The sequence below is a fragment of the Candidatus Zymogenus saltonus genome (genome assembly GCA_016929395.1).
GTDB classification, from domain to species: Bacteria; Desulfobacterota; Zymogenia; order Zymogenales; family Zymogenaceae; genus Zymogenus; species Zymogenus saltonus.
This window is the reverse complement of record JAFGIX010000090.1, coordinates 1-20,876: the sequence shown is the minus strand read 5'-3', so window position 1 is coordinate 20,876 and position 20,876 is coordinate 1. Positions and strand designations below refer to the sequence as shown.

Below are 20,876 nucleotides of genomic sequence, written 5' to 3'. Positions count from 1 at the left end.
TGAAAAATATAAATTTTATTCTTAATTGAAAGGTTTAATAGTATAGAATTTGAAATGAATAAATTATATTTGAAAGCGCTCTTTATGTTGAAACTGCAATATCCAATTGCGATAGTAATATTTTCAAAGAATGGATCGACAACACGAATCCTATCATATTAGGAATTGTCTGGCCTTAAGGTCCAATTTTCGGGATAGGCTGATTGATACAGGTCTGGTATCGCTATATTGAGGGATCTATATCGAGGGAGGTATTGAGGGAATGAAAGATACTCAGTTCAGCTTTTTGTTGTCCGAGTTTTCGCTCATATCGTCCGCCGGGCCTTCAGGTTTTGTAACATCGTTATCGATCAGAACGTTTATCAATATCTTTGTGGCGATGGCGATCAGGTCGTCGTCCTCTTTGATCGACTGTCTCTCCTTTTTCTCTGAGATGAGCGTGTCCACCAATGTGAGAATGACGGGGGGGGATGTGAGGGTGGCCCGGATATCCTGCAGGAGGTCTGTTTCGTTGTTGTCCATGACCTTTCCCTTTATGACCTGCATGGTGAGGATGTAAAGCGCAAAGATCATCCTGTGCCTCTTGTCCTTCGGGCCGATGTTGTGGGCGTCGATGAAGGGCCTTTCCATCAGCCTTCCGTCGACCACGAATTGGAGCCCCGAGGCCATATATTTTTCGATCGCCTCCTCGGACAGCGTCTCATCGTCATCGATCTTCGCAATCTGCTTCAGGGACTCCCCCCAGCCGTAGTAGGCCTCCGGGAAAAAAACCTTCTTGCCTACGGCTGCCTTAAAGCTCTCACAGGCCTTAACAAAATCCTCCCTTGCGCCTCCCTTATCTCCTCCCGACAACTCATTCAGCGCTTTATCCAAAAGCTCCATTCCCTCATTGTAGTCATCGATGGAGCCGGTCTTGTCTCCTCCTCCCGTCTTTTTATCCCCGCCTTTACCGTTTTTCGCCATTGGTTTCCCTCCCTTCGACAGCGTATATTATTACTGTTTTAGTATACCATAAATCTTGGAAATAGGTGGAGATATTATTACTTCATTTGATGTGGATTTATGACTCCGAGTCGTAAACGTGAGAGCTGTGACGTCTGGGAGTGGTTTGGCCGCCGTACCCGAATAGGTAAACAAGCCACCTGAATCTTCAATGCCGCTGTCTTGCCTAACGCTTCTTGGTGATGAGGTCTTTAAGAACCCTCTCCTTGCTCGCGGGCTCTATGATGACCTCCTCCCCCTCGGGCAGGGGGGTAACGCAGGCGATGGAGTTTTTTCCGTTCACCGAGACCGCGCATCTGGCGCAGAGGCCGTGTCCGCAGCGGCTGTGGCCGTAGAAACTGAGGCTCGGGTCGATGTTGTAGTATATGTAATTCAAGGCGTCAATGACGCTCATGTCTGAGTCATCATCAATCTCGAACTCCTCGTGCCTTCCTTCCTTGTCCGCATCCTTGTCATATCTGAATATCTTGACCTTTCTTGACATGTTGCATTTTCCCCTAAAAAATAATTTGAAACCGACATATTAAGATCAAATCGGGAGATCTAATAGGCCGGCGACCTATTTCCGACACGAGAGGATATACTCCATCACGTTTTCAACGCTTCCCTTTAGCGGCTCGATCTTAGTCGTGGTCGGCTTCTCAAACGATTGTATAAGCTTGCCGTCCTTGAGGAGGTGAAAAATCCTTACGAGGAAGTTGTCGTTATCGACCTTCGGGAAGTCTCTCCTGATGTGGGTCCCCCGGCTCTCCCTTCGCATCTCGGCGGCGCGAAGTCCCGCCTCGAGGCAGAGGGCGAGATTCTCCACCGCCATCGCCTCGATCCACCCGAGGTTGTAGACCCTCGATTTCGACCTTGTGGCCATCTCCGGGAGCATCTCACCCTTGATTTCCTCCACCTCGGCCATCGCCCTTGATATCCCCTCTCCGTGCCTCATAAAGCCGAATCCTCCATCGGCCGTCGATTCGAGGGCTTTCCTTGCCGATGAGGGGCTTACGCCCCTCTTCCGGTCTATGTATTTTGTTATCCTCCCGACATGTTTTTCTATCTCGTTATCGTCGACCTTCGCTTCCCCGACCCCCCTGACGTACGCCGCCGCGTGCTCCCCGGCGGCGTGGCCCTGGACGATCATCTCCACCAGGGCCCGGTTGCCCCTGTAGGCCCCGAAGCACCCGCAGCTCGCCTCCCCCGCCGCGTAGAGGCCGGGTAGAGCTGTCGCCCCGTTTTCATCGACTACGATACCGCCGTTGCTGTATTCGTGGCCGAGGCCAACCTCCCAGTCTCTTCCGCCGACCACCTCGTCTTTGAAGATGGATATATCCTCCCCCTGATAGGTCATGGGTGTTTTGTACCAAAGGGAGAGCATGCCGGACAGCGTCTCGAAACCCTTCTTGAAGTCATCGATATTAGCGTCCTTGAAGGAGAAGTAGACCCCGCCCCCGGGGCCGCCCCTGCCTTCTGCGATCTCCCTCCCCCAGTAGTAGGCGTATATCAGTTTTATCCACCCGGTCGTCTTGGCGATCTCGACCAGCGCCCTGGGGGCTTTATCCAGGAAAGGTTCCCCGCTTCCGTTTACTATCGCCGGAGGGACCATCCCAGGGATGGTTTCCGAGACCATGCTGTAGATCCCGGTAAAAATCGAGCCGCGCATAGCCGCCGGGGTGATGCAGACGCCCGGGATGCAGAGGGGAAACTCCATGTCGGCGACTGGAAGCCCGGCCCTCAGGGCGATTCCTATCCCGTCCCCCGTCATGTCGGAGGCCGTGCACTTGAAGGAGAAGGGCTGAAATCCGCCCGTCCCCAGGATCACCGTCTTTGCCTTAAACAGGATCACCTCCCCCGAATAGACGTCGATCCCTATTGCTCCGGCGCATCCTCCGTTGCCGGTTAAGATGTCCGTTATGATGACGTCCTCGACTATCTCGATCCCGGGGTGCTCCTTGAGCCCCTGCCTCAACGCCGAGCCCACTGCCTTTCCCGAGGTAAAAAAGCAAGCCGGCCTTACGAAGTGGAAGTACTCCCCCGCCCGACCTCCCCAGTCCAAAAGCTCCTTTACCCTCAACGCTGCCGTCTCGACGAAGCGCACGACGATCCTCTGGTCGGAAAGATGAAAGCCTTGCCTCACGATCTCCTCGAACCAGACCTGTTTTGTAAAGGACTCGTCTGCGTCGTATCCGTAGGCCTTTGCGGACTCGCCGTCCATGGAGATCCCCGCGGCGGCTATGAAGGTGTTTCCCGAGCGACCCGGGGGCCCCTTCGTCGCAATGGTCACCTTGCCCTTTCCCTTGAGTAGGCGGAAGGCGGAGATCGCCGCGGTAATTCCCGCCCCGCCGCCCCCCACAGCCAGGACATCGGTTTCTATCTCTCTGTCGTAAATCTTTGTTTTTTCCATAATTTGCTTTATAAACCCTTTTTTTACTGTCTGATATTGGCCCGCCGTCGACGGTCCGTCTCCGGCGTAAAACGTAATCCTATGTTATAGAACTCTGGATTCAAAATAAAGTATTTTGCATCCTTTTGGGCTGCCTTCTGTGTACAAATACAAATGATACAAAGATTAGACGAGCTTAATTTTGTCTTGACTTATTCATATCATGATGATAGTAATTTGAAATCCTCCCCCCAGTGATAAAGGGAGTTTTTCTTGACGGGGGGCGATTTCAATACGATACAACTGATCTTTATCTAAGAAGATTGGTAAACTTCTTTGGAGGTAACTGATGAAGAGATTTTTGATTTTTGTTTTAACGATATCCATCCTTCTTCTACTCCTGCTGCCCTCGATGGCGGCGGAGACGACAATATCGGGCACCTACAGGATTCGCTCGGTGATGGACTACAACTGGGACAAGAAGATGGAAGACGGGGCGGGATTGGGTCCAAGTCACGACAATCCCCTCTACACCGGCTACTTCGACCAGCGTTTCAGGGTCAAGCTCACTCACACGAGGAGCGAGTTTCTAAAGGCCGTGGTGATTGCCGACATCGTGGAGGACACATGGGGACAAGAGCGCAGCCTTCGCTGGAACAATTACACAGGAAGCGCCCTTACTGGCAACTCCGGCTTTATAAACACCGCCTACATCGAGGCGATAACGCCGATTGGCCTTATCAGGGCCGGCGGAAACCTTGAGGACAAGTTCGGCCACGGAACCTGGGTGGACAGCAGTTTTATGGGAACCGGCACCACCGACTACGGCGTGACGTACGGGATGAAGGTCGATAACGTGATCGCGGCGCTGACTTACATCAAGTATGTGGATTTTATCCAGCCGGTGCTGAACAACATCACCGGAGGTGCCCCCCCTGCGAACACCTTTTTCAGGACGTGGCCGGGAAGACCCATCGACGAGATAGGGGGCTCCGGCACATCCAACTACAACGTGGATATGGACACATTCGTCCTGACCGTTCAATACATCACCGATGATGTGAAGGCGGGCCTCCTGTTTCAGATGGTCCTCGATCCGAGGAGCGTTGCGTCGGGACTGTTGGTAAAAACCATTACCGACCAGGCCTCCCTCCCCAACGGCTCCACCTTTGCGGGGGAGGGCGGAGCGGGGGGATTGTTTGCCGTCGCCCCATTGGGGATATCGGCCCCCGGATACGGCGCCCTCGGCCCCACGGCGTCCTTCTTCGATGCCGGTGCCGGGGAACTGTATGTCGTTCCCCTCTGGCCCACCCCGGCGTCGGCCTTTCCCGGCCAGAACTTCGGGCTGGATGCAATAAGCAACGTGGGATATAACCTCGGCCTCGGGACGATGGGGATGTACGGCGTTAAGGCCTACACGGTGGCCACATACGTCGATCTCAAGTTCTTCGACGACAGGCTCCAGTTCAAGGCGGAGTACGACAGGGTCTTCGGCTGGGCCAAGATAAACGCATATGGCAAGGGATACAACGCCTTTTTGAACAATATACAGAATATGGTTCCGGGAATAGGGGTAACACCCGGCCCGACCACAATGGGGAGCGCTGCGACGTGGTTTATGGGGACCACGCTTCTGCCCGGGCAGAGGGTCCCGGACGAGATCGGCATCGACTCGACAAACATCTATCTGGATCTCTCCTACAACACCGATCTCTTCACGGTCGGGGCGGCCTTCCTCTACGGCTCCGGGGAGAAGTGGTGGCACCCCTTCACCCAGTCCCACAAGGCCCTCAACACCACCGGAAACGACGATTTTCACTGGAGCAATATTATCGTCAGCGGGGACTGGAGCTTCTTGAACAGCGGCGCGCCGCTGGGGTTGGGAAACTGCCAGGAGAACGTCACCTCGGCAAAAATCTACTGGTCGGTGACCCCCTTTGAGAGCCTCGACATCCACGGGGCCTTCGTCTGGGCGAAGTACACGGAGCCTGTGGGAAGGTACGCCATGGACGAGAACTTCAACCTCGTCTCCAACTGGAACGCCTTCTACGGCCACCCCATGAACTACGCCTACGGGAACTACGCGACTCTGCCCACTGCGGCAAGCCCCGCGGGAGATTCGATTATCCCGGCGGGAATAGATGACGACCTCGGCTGGGAGATAGACCTCGGGATTACGTGGACGATCATGGAGGGATTGACGCTCAACTCCGAGTTCGGCGTACTATTTACGGGCGACGCCTTCGACTACAGAAACACGGTGACCGGAGAGAGGGAGGAGTGGGGTGAGATTTACCGCTGGGTGAACACCCTTACGTTCGAGTTTTAAAGAGTTTCTCTATATAGTTTGTCGCTAAAAAGCCCCCGGAGTGAGATTCGGGGGCTTTTTTGCTTGATATTATCATTAGAACCATCTAATTATTTTCTTGATATTATTCAAATTTTGATATAAGTATTCAACACAAAAGTACACAAGACATTCAATTTTGTGTCAATACTGGTATTTAGGAGGTCAAAATGAAAAAGAATCTAACAGTAGCGATTCTGACGGTTTTCTTTATTTCGGCGGCGATTTCTGCCCTTGCGGCGGACACAACATTTTCGGGTGAATACAGGGTCCGGGCGTGGAGTGAGTATAACTTTAGCAAAAAGGTGGAGGATATTGGGGCAGGTAATAATGCTGTGCTTCCATCACACGAAAATCCACTCTATACCGGATTTTTCGATCAGCGATTTCGTCTTACAATAACCCATACAAGAAGCGAATATCTAAAGGCGGTTATTCGGATGGATATTGTTGAAGACCTCTGGGGACAGCAAAGGAACTTGTTTATAAATTTCAGCAACTCGAATTTAATTAATCAAGCATATCTTGAATTTACTGTACCACCACTGGGAACCTTTACCGTAGGTTACTTTTTTGATGGATATGGTAAAGGAATTTCCTATGGCATTACCGGAACCGGAATACGCTGGGCAAATAAGTGGGGTCCATTGGCGGCTTCGATATCGTATATGAAGGCTTCCGACAGGGTGAGTGCGGGTTCAAATGACTGGGCGTACAACTGGGATGCCGATATAGTGTCGGCGGATATAAAATATACTCCATTCGAAGGACATATGTTTGAACTATACGGTGGTGTAATTTGGGATGATGACGCCTTGAATAGAAGCGGTACCACCGGAGGCGTTCTAAATAACTCAGTCGGATTCAGAGCTACTTCTTCACCCGCCACCTATGAAGCAACTGTGGGTTTTGTGGGTGCCGGCTATACGGGAAACATCGCCGATATGATAGACATCTACATGGAGGGAAGCTACCTGTTTGGAGATGCTCACGGCAAGTACTACAATAACATAGCCTTTGACCCATTTGCGGGGAATCTCGGCCCTGCAAGTGCAAGGCGTAATCTTGAAATATCGGGATGGGATGTCTATGCGGATGTATCATACTATAATGATCTTTTCCGCGTTGGCGTGGCTTTTTTAATGAGCAGTGGGCAAAAGCACAACTGGGGCATGAATTTCCCGGCAAACAGCTCCCATTGGAATCACGTCAATTTAAATTGTATTTCTGCAGATGTAGATAGTGAACTCAACTTTGCCAATATAATCACCAATGGCTGGAATTCGGGATTGGGATCAACCTGGGGAGGAGGCTTTGGTTTTCAGCAGTGGCTTGAAAACATCACGGCGGTAAAGGGTTACTTCGAGATTCACCCAACAGAGAAGCTGATCATGTCCGGTGCGGTGATCTGGGCAAAGTGGACAGAGCCGGTCGGATGGAATTGGAGAGGGACCCGCAGAAATTTAGGACAATTTGATGCAAAATCGCCGGCATACCTGCATCCGGCTAATTACACCATCGCAAACTACTGGTACAATTCGTGGGAGGTTTCCGACGATCTGGGATGGGAAGTTGATTTTAATCTTTCTTATGAGATCATGGAGGGGCTGACCTACAACTTCAGTCTGGGAGTGCTCTTTACGGGAGACTCATGGGATTACGAGAAGGCTGACGGCACAAGGGGAGACTGGGGGGAAATGTGGTCGATCACCAACTCCCTCGTCTACGAGTTCTAAAGTCTATAAAAAATAGATCGCTGATTAGGCCCCCGGCGTAAAACGTCGGGGGCTTTTTTTGGTGGATTCTGTAACTATTTACTGTGTTAAACGGGTCTTTATGGATAATAGTGAGTAAAATACAAGATTGATATATCGTTGTGTTTAGAAGTGACCTAAAGTGAAATCGAGAAATTCAATAAATGGTTTAAAATATATGAAAATTGTTGAATTAAAGCTTGCAATAATAATATCTGTAAGTTAAAATGGCCATAATCGCAAAGGGGGATATGCGGGGGAACTGAGAAAATATTATAAATATTAAATATTGCCGTATATATAGTGGGAAGTAAGCGGAACGTCAAATAGTTGTTTAAGCTTTTGAGGGGATGAGAGATGTAGATAGCGATACGATCTTACAAGCAGGTCCTACTTAAAAAAGTAGTCGTAGACCAATGTTAGGTAAATTAAGGGTGAAAAAAATATGGAGGAGTGCAACGGATTCGGGATTACGATAAAAATATGTCGCAGCGCTTAAAAATGACATGCATATGGAGAAAGAGAGGCTTTAAGTCATTCGGAGTTGATTCAATAAATAGATATAGAGTGTAAAAGACACCCTACAAATACAAAAAGAATGCGCATATTCTAAATTTGGAGTAAAGAGATGAGAAGTAAGACAGACATAATCACGCTTAATCTAACGGAAAGTCAGATAAAAAAAGTGAAGAGGATTCTCGGCGTTGAATATAAGATATTTGAAATATCGGCTAAAGATATTTCCAAAGCAAGGGGTAGTATTATAGATTCTATGAATCCCAAAAAAATAAGATTGCGCTTGAATAAAGAACAAATTGAAATCCTTAAAAAAATAGACCCGCGGCCGCTGAAATCGATCTCAGTAGATCGGGATGCCGCACACAAAATGTACGGAGTGGAATCCAAAAAAGATTATAAGGAAATATCGGAGGGATTGAAAGAATACCTTGATGATATTTGAAATGCATTAGTCACGATTTGTGTTGACAGTTCGCATTCCTATAAGACGGCTTTACTATACTTCATGCGGGTCATTGTTCTTCCTCTCTTCTCAAAATGCTTTGAATCCAATCCATCTTGACAATAGGCCGTGACTCGCCACCCGCCGACCCATAGCCCGCCGACATTTTTTTATGACAGAGACGAGAGACCCGTGAAGAAATTCTGTTGACAAATCCGGAGTTTAGCTATAGAATTCACACTCTTTTAGAAAAACTCAAATAGACTTATTCAAGATATATAATAGAGTCAAATAAAAGATAGATAAAATATTCGCGCCCGTAGCTCAGTCCGGATAGAGCGCCGGACTACGAATCCGTAGGTCGCAGGTTCGAATCCTGCCGGGCGCGCCAAATTTCCCCAATGATTTCAAGAATATGGCAAAGAATCCGCCCTTTTTTTTACTTCACAAAAAAACTTAAAATCTTTCATGTGTCACTTTTGTGTCACTTTTTTTATCTCGCCATCGAGATAATCAGATAACCTATTGACGGCACCTCTCCCGTCCGATTCATCCACAGTATTGTAACGAAGGAACATGGACATCGTTTTGTGACCCGTCTGTGCCATAATGACCGAATCGTGGATACCAGCCTTCCTCATGTTTGTCGCAAAACAATGGCGCAGGTCATGCATCACGAAGTCTTTAATCCCCGCCCGTCTGCAGGCACCCTCAAAGGCGGTGCGAATACCCTTCACAGGTCTTCCATTTTTACTGATAAAAACAAACTTATGGGTGAGACTTCTTACCCCGTTAATGTGCTTAAAGTTTTTTGAAACACCATCGGTAAGGTATACACGCCTTTTCCGTTTCGTCTTTGTGTCGGCATAATCGAGATCAATATAGCCTTCCTTCATGTTTACCCTGTCCCAGGTCAGGTTGATAATTTCACCAATCCTCATACCAGTCCAGTATGCCACCTGGACAACAGATTTTGCCGGCTCTGAAAGTTCTTCCAGAAGTTTACTGTACTCCTCTCCGGTCAGTACCCTGTCTCTCTCGTTTTCTTCCGGCAACATCGAAACTCCGGTGCAGGGATTATAAGAAAGAATCTCATCCCTGACTGCGAGGTTAAACATGCTCTTCATAAGAGCCAGCTCGCGATTAACAGTCGCGGGCCGAGGAGGTCTTCCAGTTTTTGATGTTTCCTGAAGCCGTTTCTGCTTATACGCCTCGATGTTGGAAGGCTTTATCATCGAACAACTGAGGTGACTGAAATACCTCCTGAGAGTACCTGACCTCTGGACATCGTCTTTAAAAGATTTTTTTGCTTTTACTCCGGGTTGTTCAAGATTCCAGTCTACCAGCTGTGCAAACTTAAGATTTCTGGTATACGGAATTCCGTTTCGCTCCCTCGAATAGAACTCGGCAGTCTTCTCGGCGTAGAGAGCTTTGGCCGCGGTTTTGGTCCCCACCCTTTCCCTTCTGTAGACGATCTTTCCGTTCATATTCCTTTTAATCGGATACCTGGCAAAAAATGGTCCGTATGGTTTGCCGTCTTTATCTCTATATCTTTGAAAAACGCCCATAATTTACTCCTTTCTCATCTGGGTGATGAAGAAAGGTATGGTAGAGCCGGGCGAAAAGAATAATCACCTCCTTTCAGGGAGGAACTATATCACCCTTTCCGCCCACATGTCAATTAACTTCCCTCTTGATCCCATCAATAAAATCATCAACATCCTTTATATCGAACTTCAGAGCGCCACGAAGCTTGATGCGGGGTATGGGGAATATACCCTTGGAGATCTCGTTTCTGATCGTCTGAGGTTTTTTGCCGATATAATCAGAAAGCTCTTTTATGTTTAACAGTCTCTTGTTCACTTTTCTAAATTGAAGTTTTAATTGAAAAATTTAAAAAATGATTTTCAATACTATGAATTAGCAATATTCCTTATTAATTCGAGTTTTTGAGCTTCAGGCATTGAAGGTTTACCTGAAAAATCCATTTTTTTAATAATCCCTGTTAGCCTATTTTGATCATAATTTCCGTAAGAGGAAAAAGTTGTTGCTATATACTCATGACCGAAATTTTGGCTGACGGCCTTTATCTGTTCACCCGTTCTGCAATTTTGAATTGCCAGATCTACGGCCAGGTGTCTGAAAGTGTGGGGCGAGAAATAGGGCAATCCAGCCTCCCGGCTCCTTTTCTTAAATATTTTTCTGATGCTTCCGGTTCCCTGCCAGTAAACCGGCTCAATCTCCAAGGAGTCTTCAAAGGATAACCCATTCTCTTCCTGTCTTATTTTAGACCTGGGAAATAAGGGATCTCGTGATCCGAATCCTCTTGCCTTTATATATGATATCCACCCAGTTACATGCTTGACCAATTTGTCGTCAAAATTAAACAGCACCGAGCGGTTGCATTTCGAAAACTTAGTTTGGACTCCCAATCTGGGATCTTGATTGATTGTTTGTGTCTCCTCGTCGAAACAGCCCAGTGGCAGCGTTGCTATAGACTTAACGCGCATCCCGCTTAGAAGGGTAAAGGATATAAGAGCCCTGTCTCTTGAATCGACTTCGGTGTTTACTGCTATTGAATCAGTTAGTTTAATCACGTAGTCCAGTGACGGGTAATTTATAGGTTTGGTTTGTCTTGCAATCCTCTCCTCTTTATCGGAGATGTTTAAATAATCGACCATGTCGGGCTTTATCTTACTCTTATATCCATCCTGCCATGACAGCCATAAAAAGAATTTCTTGATGTTTTTGAGGTAACCGTGATAGGTTGTAAGTGAGATTGTTTTGCCTCTGTATTTCCGTTCTTTTAGCCGTTTTTTAAACTCTATAGCTGTGTTTGGATTATATGAAGCAAAGTCCGCATATCCGGTAAAATCCTCATATAAAGACAGGGCCTTTTCTACATTGCCGGCAGTGGCTTCACAGCAACCATTCGCCTCTTTCAGCCATCTGAAAAATCTTCTCTTTATCCTTTCATTCTTGATATTTGGCTTCATTGATATTGACCTTTTCTAACTGAATGTTTACGGAGCTGTAGCCACTCCCATATAGATATGTATCATGTTCCTTTACGATCAATCCTGATGCCAGTAATTGTTCAAGTTTTTTATCCGAATAAAATAGATAAAGAGTTTGCCCGCAAACATTGCAGATCCCCTTTAAATAAACCTGCTTGCTTTTTTTACCGAGGCTTCTATCTGTATTTTCAATGGAAATCTTGTTGTTAAGGCTTCTTCTTGGAGCATGGCATTTAGTGCAAAAAAACTCTCCTGGCTTAAGCGTATGTTTTTTAGTCTTACTTTTTTCATCTAAAAACCGCCGGATTTCTTCTCCCCAAAAAAGGTAGGGCCTGTTATTCTCATCAATGGCCTTCAATCCCCGTTTTCTCCAGCTATATGCAGTCCTTATGTCTATACCGTAAATTTGAGTTATTTCTGAAAGATTATAAGAATGCCTTGTCTTGATCAGATTTGGGTTGTATGTTCTTTTCTTTTTAGCCATATTTTGATTTTAAGTCGATCAACACTATTCTTTTGTGGATTCTCTCTCATGAAAAAATCCCACGTAAAGTATCTAGTAAATATAATACACTACGCGGGATGAATGTCTATTGTAAAGTATTGATTTTACGAGTAAATTAGACGCTTATTCTAAGAAGTATAGATAAATGCGTCTAATCTTTTTACCTACTATTTCACCTTTTTATAATGCTTATGTTTTCTACAATATTCAGAACAACTTTTTGCTTTGTTGGTGATATCAAAGAAGAGATTATTGCAATCTTCATTCTCACATTTATTTATCAGCATTAAGTCTTTAGTGGAGATAAATTCGAGAAATAAAAAATACATTTTTCTCTTGTGATCGGATGGTTCTGTTGATTCAAAAACATAATATGATTTTGGATGATCGCCAGGTTGTATTGATCTTACCAACTTTGGTTTTCTTTGAAGTTCCCCAGCACTATCATTAACTATTTTTTCTATTTCTTTTAGCTTTGTTAAAAGATTCGGATCAAATATGTTTTTGTTTTCTAAAGAGTTGAAATATTCGTTTGCTTCGGAAATCTTATATAAAATGTCAAAGATTTTCCTTTTAGACCCATCATCTTGAGCGCTGTTCATTTTTGCTATGAAATACTGTGTTTCAGGTTTTAGTTCTCTATTTGTTGTTTTGTTTTTAACTATGATTCGACGTTTTTTGGAGCTTAATATTTCTTCTCTTCTCTCATCCGTAAGCTCTCTACTCTTACTTATATAATTCATGATTTTATTTTTTATTTGATCAGGCGCATTATGAAAATATTCCATGAATTTTTTCCCTTCCGGACCGGGATTTTCAAGCACCATATACTTTTCAAGGAATTCTTTTTCTTCTTTTGTCAACTTTGCCATGCTTTTATTTTATCAATAAAGAAGTTTACGGTAAAGGATAAAAATAGACGGTTCAAACTCTTGTATTACTTCTATTTAAAGCGCAATAAGACACAAATTTCATAAAATAGAAGAAATGTTAAAAATAACAGTTTGATTGTAGTTTGCTTTTCTGGTATCATGACGCATGAAAATAAATAGATTCTTATAAATGTAAATAAATTTTCATTATTGAAATCCTAAGGTTCTACCATGAGCAAGAAGAAGAGAATAGACCACTACGACCATAAAGACAAGGATCGTTTGAATAATCCCCCCATCGGGTTGGTTACCGCAGAGACGGACAAGGACGAGGGGAAGCAAAGATACGCCTACGATCCTCATATCGACCCGGAGCTGATGTTCGATTCGGGGAGGAGCGAGATCGAGAATATCATCGATGACGGGCTTTCAGCGGAAAATCTTGACGAGGCCAAAAGCGCCCTTCAGGAGTTGAAGCGGAGGCAGGAGCCGTATCTCAACTGGGCGGGGAAGGCGGAGAGGACGACCTTTGAACTGCCGACCGTATCGCTCCACGTTCACGAGAGGATTGACCCGCACACCATCATCGATAATGTAAGGAAGAGAAACGGCAACGGGCAGCCCCAGCTTTCCCTCTTTGAGCTGCCCGAGGAAAACCCGCCGGTGAGAACGGCGATAGAGTTTTACAAGCACAGACACAACTGGTCTAATCGGCTGGTTGCCAGCGACAGCCTGCTCGTTATGAACTCGCTACTGGAGAAAGAGGGGATGGCGGGAAAGGTTCAGATGATCTATATCGACCCGCCTTACGGAATCAAATACGGGTCGAATTTTCAGCCCTTTGTGAATAAGCGGGATGTCAGGGATGGGAGGGATGAAGACCTTACTGCTGAGCCGGAACAGATCCGTGCATTTCGTGATACTTGGGAACTTGGTATCCACTCTTATTTGACTTACTTACGTGACCGGCTTCTGCTCTCACGTGAACTACTCAACGAATCGGGTAGTGTCTTTATCCAGATTAGCGATGAGAACGTACATCATGTGCGGGAGTTAATGGACGAGGTGTTTGGTGAAGGAAACTTTGTTGTCTTAATTTGTTATCGGCGACTTGGTGTAATGATAGGATCAGAACTCAAGTCGTCTGCTCACTACTTGATATTTTATGCAAAAGACAGAAATAAATACAAATTCCATAAGGTTTTTGAGGAGCAGATTGCGGGTGTTGGGAGTGGTGATCATTTCACACAGATTGAAAACATTAATACACAAGAAATTCGTCCCATGACGCGAGAAGAGCGCGATAAACCAAATCTTATACCTTCTAACTGGAATCCTTTTCAACTAGTTAGCCTTCAGACACACGGTGTCGCCTCTGCTAATAAATTTCCTATCGAAATCAAAGGACGTTCATACACACCTGGTGTCAATAAGGCTTGGCGGACAACAGAAACCGGTATCAAGAATCTCATTGCTCAGAATAGAATTCAACAAGCCGGTAATACTATACGCTATAAACAGTTTCTTAATGATTTCCCGTTCACAGAAGTTGGTAGTATTTGGACTAATGCTGCACGCGATCCAGAGAACTATTATGTTGTTCAATCGCCTACAAATATAATTGCTCGCTGCATTTTAATGAGCACTGACCCTGGTGATCTCGTATTTGACCCGACGTGCGGAAGCGGGACAACGGCATTCGTAGCAGAGAAGTGGGGAAGGCGCTGGATTACCTGCGACACCTCACGTATTGCAATAACTCTCGCAAAACAGAGGCTCATGACCGCAAACTACGATTACTACGAAATGGCCCATCCCGACCAGGGTGTCGGGAGCGGATTTAAATACGAGACCGTTCCCCACATCACCTTAAAATCCATCGCAAACAACGAGCCGCCGGCACAGGAGACCCTTTACGATAAGCCTTATAGAGATACATCGAAGGTGAGGGTGACCGGCCCCTTCACCGTTGAGGCGGTTCCGGCGCCTACGGTTAGGCCGCTCTCGGAAATAGAAGATACCCCGGTATCCGATGAGTCCATCTCCCGGAGCGGAGAGACACTTCGCCACGCCGAGTGGAAGGACGAGCTCCTCCGCACGGGAATAAGGGGAAAGAACGGGCAGTATATCATGTTCTCCCGCATTGAAACCCTCCCCGGGACAAGATACTTGCACGCCGAGGGAGAGACCAAGCCCAGCGACCGGGGAGCCGACCACGTCCGCGAGGAGAGCGCTCCTTACGGAGGGCCCCAGAGGGTGGTCATCTCCTTTGGCCCCGAGCACGCCCCTCTCGAACAGCGCCAGGTGGAGATGGCGATAAACGAGGCCCAGACGCTCGTGCCAAAACCGAACATCATCGTATTCGCGTCGTTTCAATTCGATCCCGAGGCCGCAAAAGACATCGACGAGACAAAATGGCCGGGAGTCACACTCCTCAAGGCGCAGATGAACGCCGACCTCCTCACCGAAGACCTGAAGAAGAAGCGCGCATCCAACGATTCTTTCTGGCTGATGGGCCAGCCGGATGTCAGGGTAATCAAAATCAGCGAGGGTGAGCACAGCGGAAAATACCGGGTCGAGGTCCACGGATTCGATTACTACAACACCAAGACCGGAAACGTCGAATCCGGCAGCAAGGAAAAGATAGCCCTCTGGATGCTCGACAGCGATTACGACGGGAGAAGCCTCTTCCCGAAACAGGTCTTCTTCCCCATGGCCGGGAAGAAGGACGGGTGGTCGAGGCTGAAAAGGACTCTCAGGGCGGAGATCGATGAAGACCTGATCGAAGCCTATCACGGAACGGTGTCCCTCCCGTTTGAGCCGGGCGAGCATAAGAAGATCGCGGTAAAAATCGTTGACGACAGGGGTATCGAGAGCCTTAAGATAATAGACATCGAATAGATGATTGAGGCGGGATGATGCAGAGCACAATCGATAAGCTCATTAAAAATTCACCCTACGAGGAACCGGGAAAGTACTGGAGGTACGACCGAAATACGCGGATGTTTGATCTGGTTGAGGGGAGGCGTCCGGCGGGATATGTGGTGGCCTCTGAGAGTTCCAAGTCATTTGACGACCCCGGGAGATTTATCGAGATAAAACTCGTCAATGATATCCGTCCGCGGGTCAAGGAATGGAGGGAGCGGGGCTACCCCGGCGTGACGGGGATCACGAAGCGACTCTTGGAGCACTGGAACGATAAAAGCCAGCGGGAATACCCGTTTTTCTTCTGCCAGCTTGAAGCGATGGAGACCCTTATTTGGCTCGCCGAAGCGGATCCTTCAATACGGGTCGGCATTGATATCCCCCCCGACGGCGGGATGTTTCAACGCTACTGCTCGAAGATGGGGACGGGCACTGGAAAGACAGTCGTCATGGCGATGCTCATCGCCTGGCAGGTAATCAACAAGACAACCTATCCCCAGGATCCCCGCTTCTCAAAAAACGTTTTTGTCGTCGCCCCGGGCCTTACCGTCAAGCAACGGCTTCAGGTTCTGGATCATTCCGAAACAAACAACTACTACGAGGAATTTGCGGTCATTCCCCTTGGGATGATGGATAAGCTCAGACAGGGAAAGATTCTCATCCGCAACTGGCACACTCTGAAATGGGATACCGAGGAGCATATCAAAAAGAAGCGGAGCGTCGATAAGCGGGGGGTGATGAGCGATGAAGCCTATATCCGAATGGTCCTGGGCGACATGGCTAACAACCGCAACATCGTTGTCATTAACGACGAGGCGCACCACGCATGGCGCATACCCGCCGAATCGAAGGTAAAAGGGGTGAAAAAGGAGGATATCGAGGAGGCGACCATTTGGGTAAGCGGACTCGATAGGATTCACAGGACACGGGGAATATTGACTTGCTACGATTTTTCCGCAACACCCTTTGCCCCCACGGGGAAACAGACCACCGAAGAATCCCTTTATGATTGGATAGTGAGCGACTTCGGTTTGAATGACGCAATTGAATCGGGACTCGTTAAGACGCCGCGAGTCGTTGTAAGAGATGACAGCATACAACCTAAATACAAATCCCGTCTATATCATATTTATAATGACCCTGAAGTTAAGGATGATCTTAACCTCAAGGCGGATGAGACCGTGCCGTTGCCTGACCTCGTGACGAACGCGTACTATCTCCTGGGCCAGGATTGGCGTGAGACAAAAATCACATGGGAAAAGGCGAAATATGACACGCCCCCCGTTATGATTACCGTTGCAAACAGGACGGAGACCGCGGCCCGTGTAAATTTTTCCTTCGTCCATAAAAGGATAAAAATCGACGAGCTCTGCGATCCCGACAAGCTCCTCCATATCGATTCCAAGGTGCTTGAAAAAGCGGAGATGCAAGAGGAGCCTTCTGTTGATTTGGAAGAAGTGCTTGATTCAGAGATGGATGATGAAGAAGAGACAACAACCAAGAAGCTCTCAAAGAAAGACTACGGGGAACAATTGAGGGAAACGGTTGATACGGTTGGCAAGAAGGGGAAGCGTGGAGAGAAGGTACAAAACGTTATTTCCGTTGGTATGCTCTCTGAGGGATGGGATGCTAAGACCGTTACCCACATTATGGGATTGCGGGCCTTCTCAAGCCAGTTACTCTGCGAGCAGGTTGTGGGGAGAGGTCTTAGAAGGACCTCCTATGATGTGAATCCAGAAACCGGTTTATTTGAGGCCGATTACGTTAATATCTTCGGCATTCCATTTACCTTTCTACCACATGAGTCGGTTGATGGACCCCCAAAAAAAATAAAGGTAAAACAAAGAATAGAACCAGTCGATAAGAAAAAGGAATTTGAGATTACCTTCCCAAATATTATTCGCATCGACTATACCTATAAGCCTAAACTTACTCTTGATCTAAATAAGGTCGAACCGCTAACGCTGAATGCCTATGAAACGGTTAAACTGGCTGAATTGGCGCCAGTAATAGATGGGAAGCCCGATTTTTCAAAGCTATCCGAGATTGACCTTGAAGGTCTCGTAAAAGAATTTCGTTTTCAAAAGATTGTTTTTGAGACTTCAAGAGACGTTTACGAGGATATGAAAACAAAATGGCAGGGGAATAAAGAATATCTTCTCGCCCAGATAATAAAAATTGTTGAGCAGTTCATAGAGTCGGACAAAATTCAATTTGAACCGCAATTATTCTACAGAGACGAGCTAAAGAGACGCCTGCTCCTGACTCTCAATATGAGTAAAATAGTCCACCATATATGGTCATCGATTAAGTTCGAAAACTCCGAAACGATCGTTCCGATATTTGATAGTAACAGGCCAATTCGTTCAACAGAAGATATGCAGACATGGTATACGGGTAAGCCATGTGAGTATCCCATGAAGTCTCACATCAATTTATGCGTCTTAGATAGTACTTGGGAGGCGAGCGAGGCATTTGAATTGGACAGGAATAAAAACGTGGCGGCCTGGGTAAAAAACGACCATCTTGGTTTCCAGATATATTACATCTTTAAAGGTGTTGTGAGGAAGTATTTCCCCGACTTTATTATTAAGCTCAATGACGATTCCTTTCTTGTGTTAGAAGTCAAAGGCGAAGAAAAACAAGAGGATGTTACCAAAAGACAGTTTCTCGAAGAATGGGTAAAGGCCGTAAATCAACAAGGTGGTTTTGGAAAGTGGAGGAGCGCTGTTTCACGGAATCCCGCGGATGTGGCGGGGATTATTGATGAAATAGTTGGGAAAAATAAATAAAGGGTTTACCGATGCCCCGTCACCGAAGTCTAAATCTCCAAAAATTTGTAGATTCAATTCCTGACACCCTAATCGAGGAATATTTTAAACAAATATTTGGTTCTTCCTTTCCTTTGTTTTTTAACTCCTTTGATTACGACTCAATTATTAAGTCACTGGATGCGCTCCATGACGAAGAACAGAAAAACAACATTCTCGAAGATTTTACCCATATTAACGACATCTGCGAAAATGTGATGAATTTTTTAGTAAAGGCCATTAAAGAATACAACATTGAAACTACTGGTGAGGAAAAAAGACAAGAGCTTGCCATGAATATGTTTCTTCATCACAAAGAAGCATTCAACTATGCTTATGATTACTATTGCCTTTTCAATGCTTCCAGTAAGATGAGCCACCATAACATTACTGCAGATAATTTCGAAATTACACCTGAAAAAATAAATAAGTTTAAAAACAAGGTACAGAAGTTCTATTCCGATTTGGCAAAGGGGAAAGAATGCATAATACGACACTATGATGAAGAAGACCAGACTGTTATCGTATTCATCCACGGCTCTTACAATCAGTCAAAAGTGATATGGCAAGGTAAAGAAGTAAAGACCGTATTTTACAGACCTGCTTATGAAGACATTCTTCAGTTCAATAAAAATACATCTATTCTTTCTATAAAAGCTTCTTACCAAAAGGACAAACTGAATTATATCAGCACCTTTACTGAAGAGATCCTGGGAGATAAAAGACAGGCAGATCGTCCCGACAGGGATGTGACTTATACTCTTGAGCCTCTCCAAAACGGGACATTCAGTTTTGTAGGAAATGATGTTATTACATCCATAACACTTTTAGAGGTCAAACTTGCGATTAGGGGTATCACTAATCCGGCGATTGTTATTAAATCCTCTAATATAATAAAGACACTCGAAGAGGACCTTAGCGGAGTAACCTTAAGTTCTGGAGATTTGGTACACGCTAAGTTCAGGTTCATACTAGAAGTTAATGGAAAGCAAAGAAAGATTACGTTTGAAATTACACCTCCCAATGTTACAGACCTTACTAAAAAGAAGTATGCCGATATAGTAGGAGATTACCTAAAAGAAAACGGAGTAAAATTGGCATGATTAAGTATCTCCTGCAAGAAATGGAAAAGAGCCCTAACCCTCTTTTTACTAAAAGAGAACTTCTCGCTATATCTATTGAAGGCTTTAAAGATTTTACTGAAAGAAAAATCTTGAACTACTGCAGACCGTCCGAAACTGAAATGGAAAATTTAAGATTACCACGTTGTCAGCACGGCTGTCAGTTGACAGTAATCCAACATGATGGTGCTTTTGAAGCCGTATGTCTTGACCACCCGGAAGAGGACCCGATTCTCATTGAAAGAGAAAATCTCAACAGATACATTTTATCCACGGATATGTTGCTGACTCAACTGCGTTCTGCAAACATGATCAATGGAGACCTCCACAGAATTAGCGGGGGATTTTTTAATATCGGCCACAAGTTCTACAACGAAAGCCGTGTTGGTTTTATCTTTATCCCTAATATAGGCAATGGAGAGCTTGTAAAACTTAAAGGTTTAAAACATCTCTGTGATGAAGATGACGTGATTATTGTATTTACACCAGCTTCAGGGATTGAAGATGTATCCCTGAAAAATATTCTTCGACATGAAAAGATTGTTCAAGTATCTCTGTATGAATATATCAATACAAAGACGTTTGAACTTCCTATTGAGAAATTTGTATCAGGACTTCTTAAGCCAAAAGCGAAAGAAGAGAGATTAATTGTGGAGCTTTCTGGGGAACAAAGATTGGACTACGAAAAATTTGACTATCTATGTTATGACAAGGTCCATATTCTCGGCACGATTCCGATGAAGTGGAATAATCTAATTACCATAAACGAAAACAAGATAAACATTGGAGACTATCTTTTCATCCTTTTCTTGAGATTTGTGGTCGAGTTAAAAAAAGGAAACGGAGGCTGGTTAAATATCTACGATTTGGAGTCTGAAGGAATAATTACAGATTCAATGAGATATCAAATATACAGCAACCTAAGAACAACCGTTCAAGGTAGTCTTATTGAAAGGAATGGGCAGAAGTTTATTCAGAGTGATGGATCAAAGCATTACCGTATCTCCACTCATCCTGATCTGATCACCTACAACAAGAAAAAACTTCTCTTACATCAGGATAAAAAAATAAAGGATATTATCATGGAATTATTGTAATAATAGTAATGCGGGTTCAACTCTTTAGTGCAACAGGTTGATTAAAGAATACTTCTATAGGCGTCTTAAAATCAAGACACTTTCTTGGCCTGTT

Annotated in this window: 15 protein-coding genes and 1 tRNA gene; 8 read left to right on the top strand and 8 right to left on the bottom strand. The window is 45.7% G+C overall.

The genetic code is table 11. The features are described from left to right. Positions 1-273 precede the first annotated feature (273 nt). The 3 genes from JW984_16700 to JW984_16690 form a co-directional block, all read right to left on the bottom strand. Positions 274-963, bottom strand: coding sequence for a hypothetical protein (locus JW984_16700; GenBank protein ID MBN1574837.1), 690 nt, complete (start codon positions 961-963; stop codon positions 274-276). A 205-nt stretch (positions 964-1,168) separates the two neighbouring features. Next, a complete protein-coding gene (locus JW984_16695; GenBank protein ID MBN1574836.1) occupies positions 1,169-1,486 on the bottom strand; it encodes a hypothetical protein in 318 nt (105 codons plus the stop codon). 75 nt (positions 1,487-1,561) lie between these two features. After that, positions 1,562-3,394, bottom strand: a complete 1,833-nt coding sequence (locus tag JW984_16690; GenBank protein ID MBN1574835.1) for an FAD-binding protein — start codon at positions 3,392-3,394, stop codon at positions 1,562-1,564. 328 nt (positions 3,395-3,722) lie between these two features. On the opposite strand from JW984_16690, the gene JW984_16685 reads away from it, so the two are divergent. From JW984_16685 to JW984_16670, 4 genes are all read left to right on the top strand, one after another. After that, on the top strand, positions 3,723-5,702 hold the full coding sequence (locus tag JW984_16685) for a hypothetical protein (protein MBN1574834.1): 1,980 nt from the start codon (positions 3,723-3,725) through the stop codon (positions 5,700-5,702). A 188-nt stretch (positions 5,703-5,890) separates the two neighbouring features. Continuing rightward, positions 5,891-7,456 (top strand): hypothetical protein, encoded by a 1,566-nt coding sequence (locus JW984_16680; GenBank protein MBN1574833.1) that lies wholly within the window; start codon positions 5,891-5,893, stop codon positions 7,454-7,456. Positions 7,457-8,102: 646 nt separating this feature from the next. Further along, the gene (locus tag JW984_16675; protein ID MBN1574832.1) at positions 8,103-8,435 is read left to right on the top strand and encodes a hypothetical protein; all 333 of its coding nucleotides are present in this window, start codon (positions 8,103-8,105) and stop codon (positions 8,433-8,435) included. A gap of 313 nt (positions 8,436-8,748) precedes the next feature. Further along, positions 8,749-8,826, top strand: a tRNA-Arg gene (locus tag JW984_16670). An 82-nt stretch (positions 8,827-8,908) separates the two neighbouring features. Here JW984_16670 and JW984_16665 read toward each other — a convergent pair. The 5 genes from JW984_16665 to JW984_16645 form a co-directional block, all read right to left on the bottom strand. Further along, positions 8,909-10,003, bottom strand: coding sequence for a site-specific integrase (locus JW984_16665; protein MBN1574831.1), 1,095 nt, complete (start codon positions 10,001-10,003; stop codon positions 8,909-8,911). 109 nt (positions 10,004-10,112) lie between these two features. Continuing rightward, positions 10,113-10,298, bottom strand: a complete 186-nt coding sequence (locus JW984_16660; GenBank protein ID MBN1574830.1) for a helix-turn-helix domain-containing protein — start codon at positions 10,296-10,298, stop codon at positions 10,113-10,115. A gap of 50 nt (positions 10,299-10,348) precedes the next feature. Then, the gene (locus JW984_16655) at positions 10,349-11,431 is read right to left on the bottom strand and encodes a site-specific integrase (protein ID MBN1574829.1); all 1,083 of its coding nucleotides are present in this window, start codon (positions 11,429-11,431) and stop codon (positions 10,349-10,351) included. Next, positions 11,409-11,936, bottom strand: a complete 528-nt coding sequence (locus tag JW984_16650; protein MBN1574828.1) for a hypothetical protein — start codon at positions 11,934-11,936, stop codon at positions 11,409-11,411. Before JW984_16650 ends, JW984_16655 begins: the two co-directional genes overlap by 23 nt. Before the next feature lie 188 nt (positions 11,937-12,124). Next, complete coding sequence (locus JW984_16645; protein MBN1574827.1) at positions 12,125-12,820, bottom strand: hypothetical protein; 696 nt, start codon at positions 12,818-12,820, stop codon at positions 12,125-12,127. A gap of 387 nt (positions 12,821-13,207) precedes the next feature. Here JW984_16645 and JW984_16640 point away from each other — a divergent pair, with 387 nt between their 5' ends. From JW984_16640 to JW984_16625, 4 genes are read left to right on the top strand one after another with little or no spacing between them, the layout of a single operon-like run. Then, positions 13,208-15,730, top strand: a complete 2,523-nt coding sequence (locus tag JW984_16640; protein MBN1574826.1) for a site-specific DNA-methyltransferase — start codon at positions 13,208-13,210, stop codon at positions 15,728-15,730. 14 nt (positions 15,731-15,744) lie between these two features. Beyond that, positions 15,745-18,546 carry a DEAD/DEAH box helicase family protein gene (locus JW984_16635; protein ID MBN1574825.1) on the top strand — a complete coding sequence of 934 codons (2,802 nt, stop codon included), beginning with the start codon at positions 15,745-15,747 and terminating at the stop codon, positions 18,544-18,546. An 11-nt stretch (positions 18,547-18,557) separates the two neighbouring features. Further along, positions 18,558-19,667, top strand: a complete 1,110-nt coding sequence (locus JW984_16630) for a hypothetical protein (GenBank protein MBN1574824.1) — start codon at positions 18,558-18,560, stop codon at positions 19,665-19,667. Further along, positions 19,664-20,782: a hypothetical protein gene (locus JW984_16625; GenBank protein MBN1574823.1), complete on the top strand. Its 1,119-nt coding sequence runs from the start codon at positions 19,664-19,666 to the stop codon at positions 20,780-20,782. Before JW984_16630 ends, JW984_16625 begins: the two co-directional genes overlap by 4 nt. Positions 20,783-20,876 lie beyond the last annotated feature (94 nt).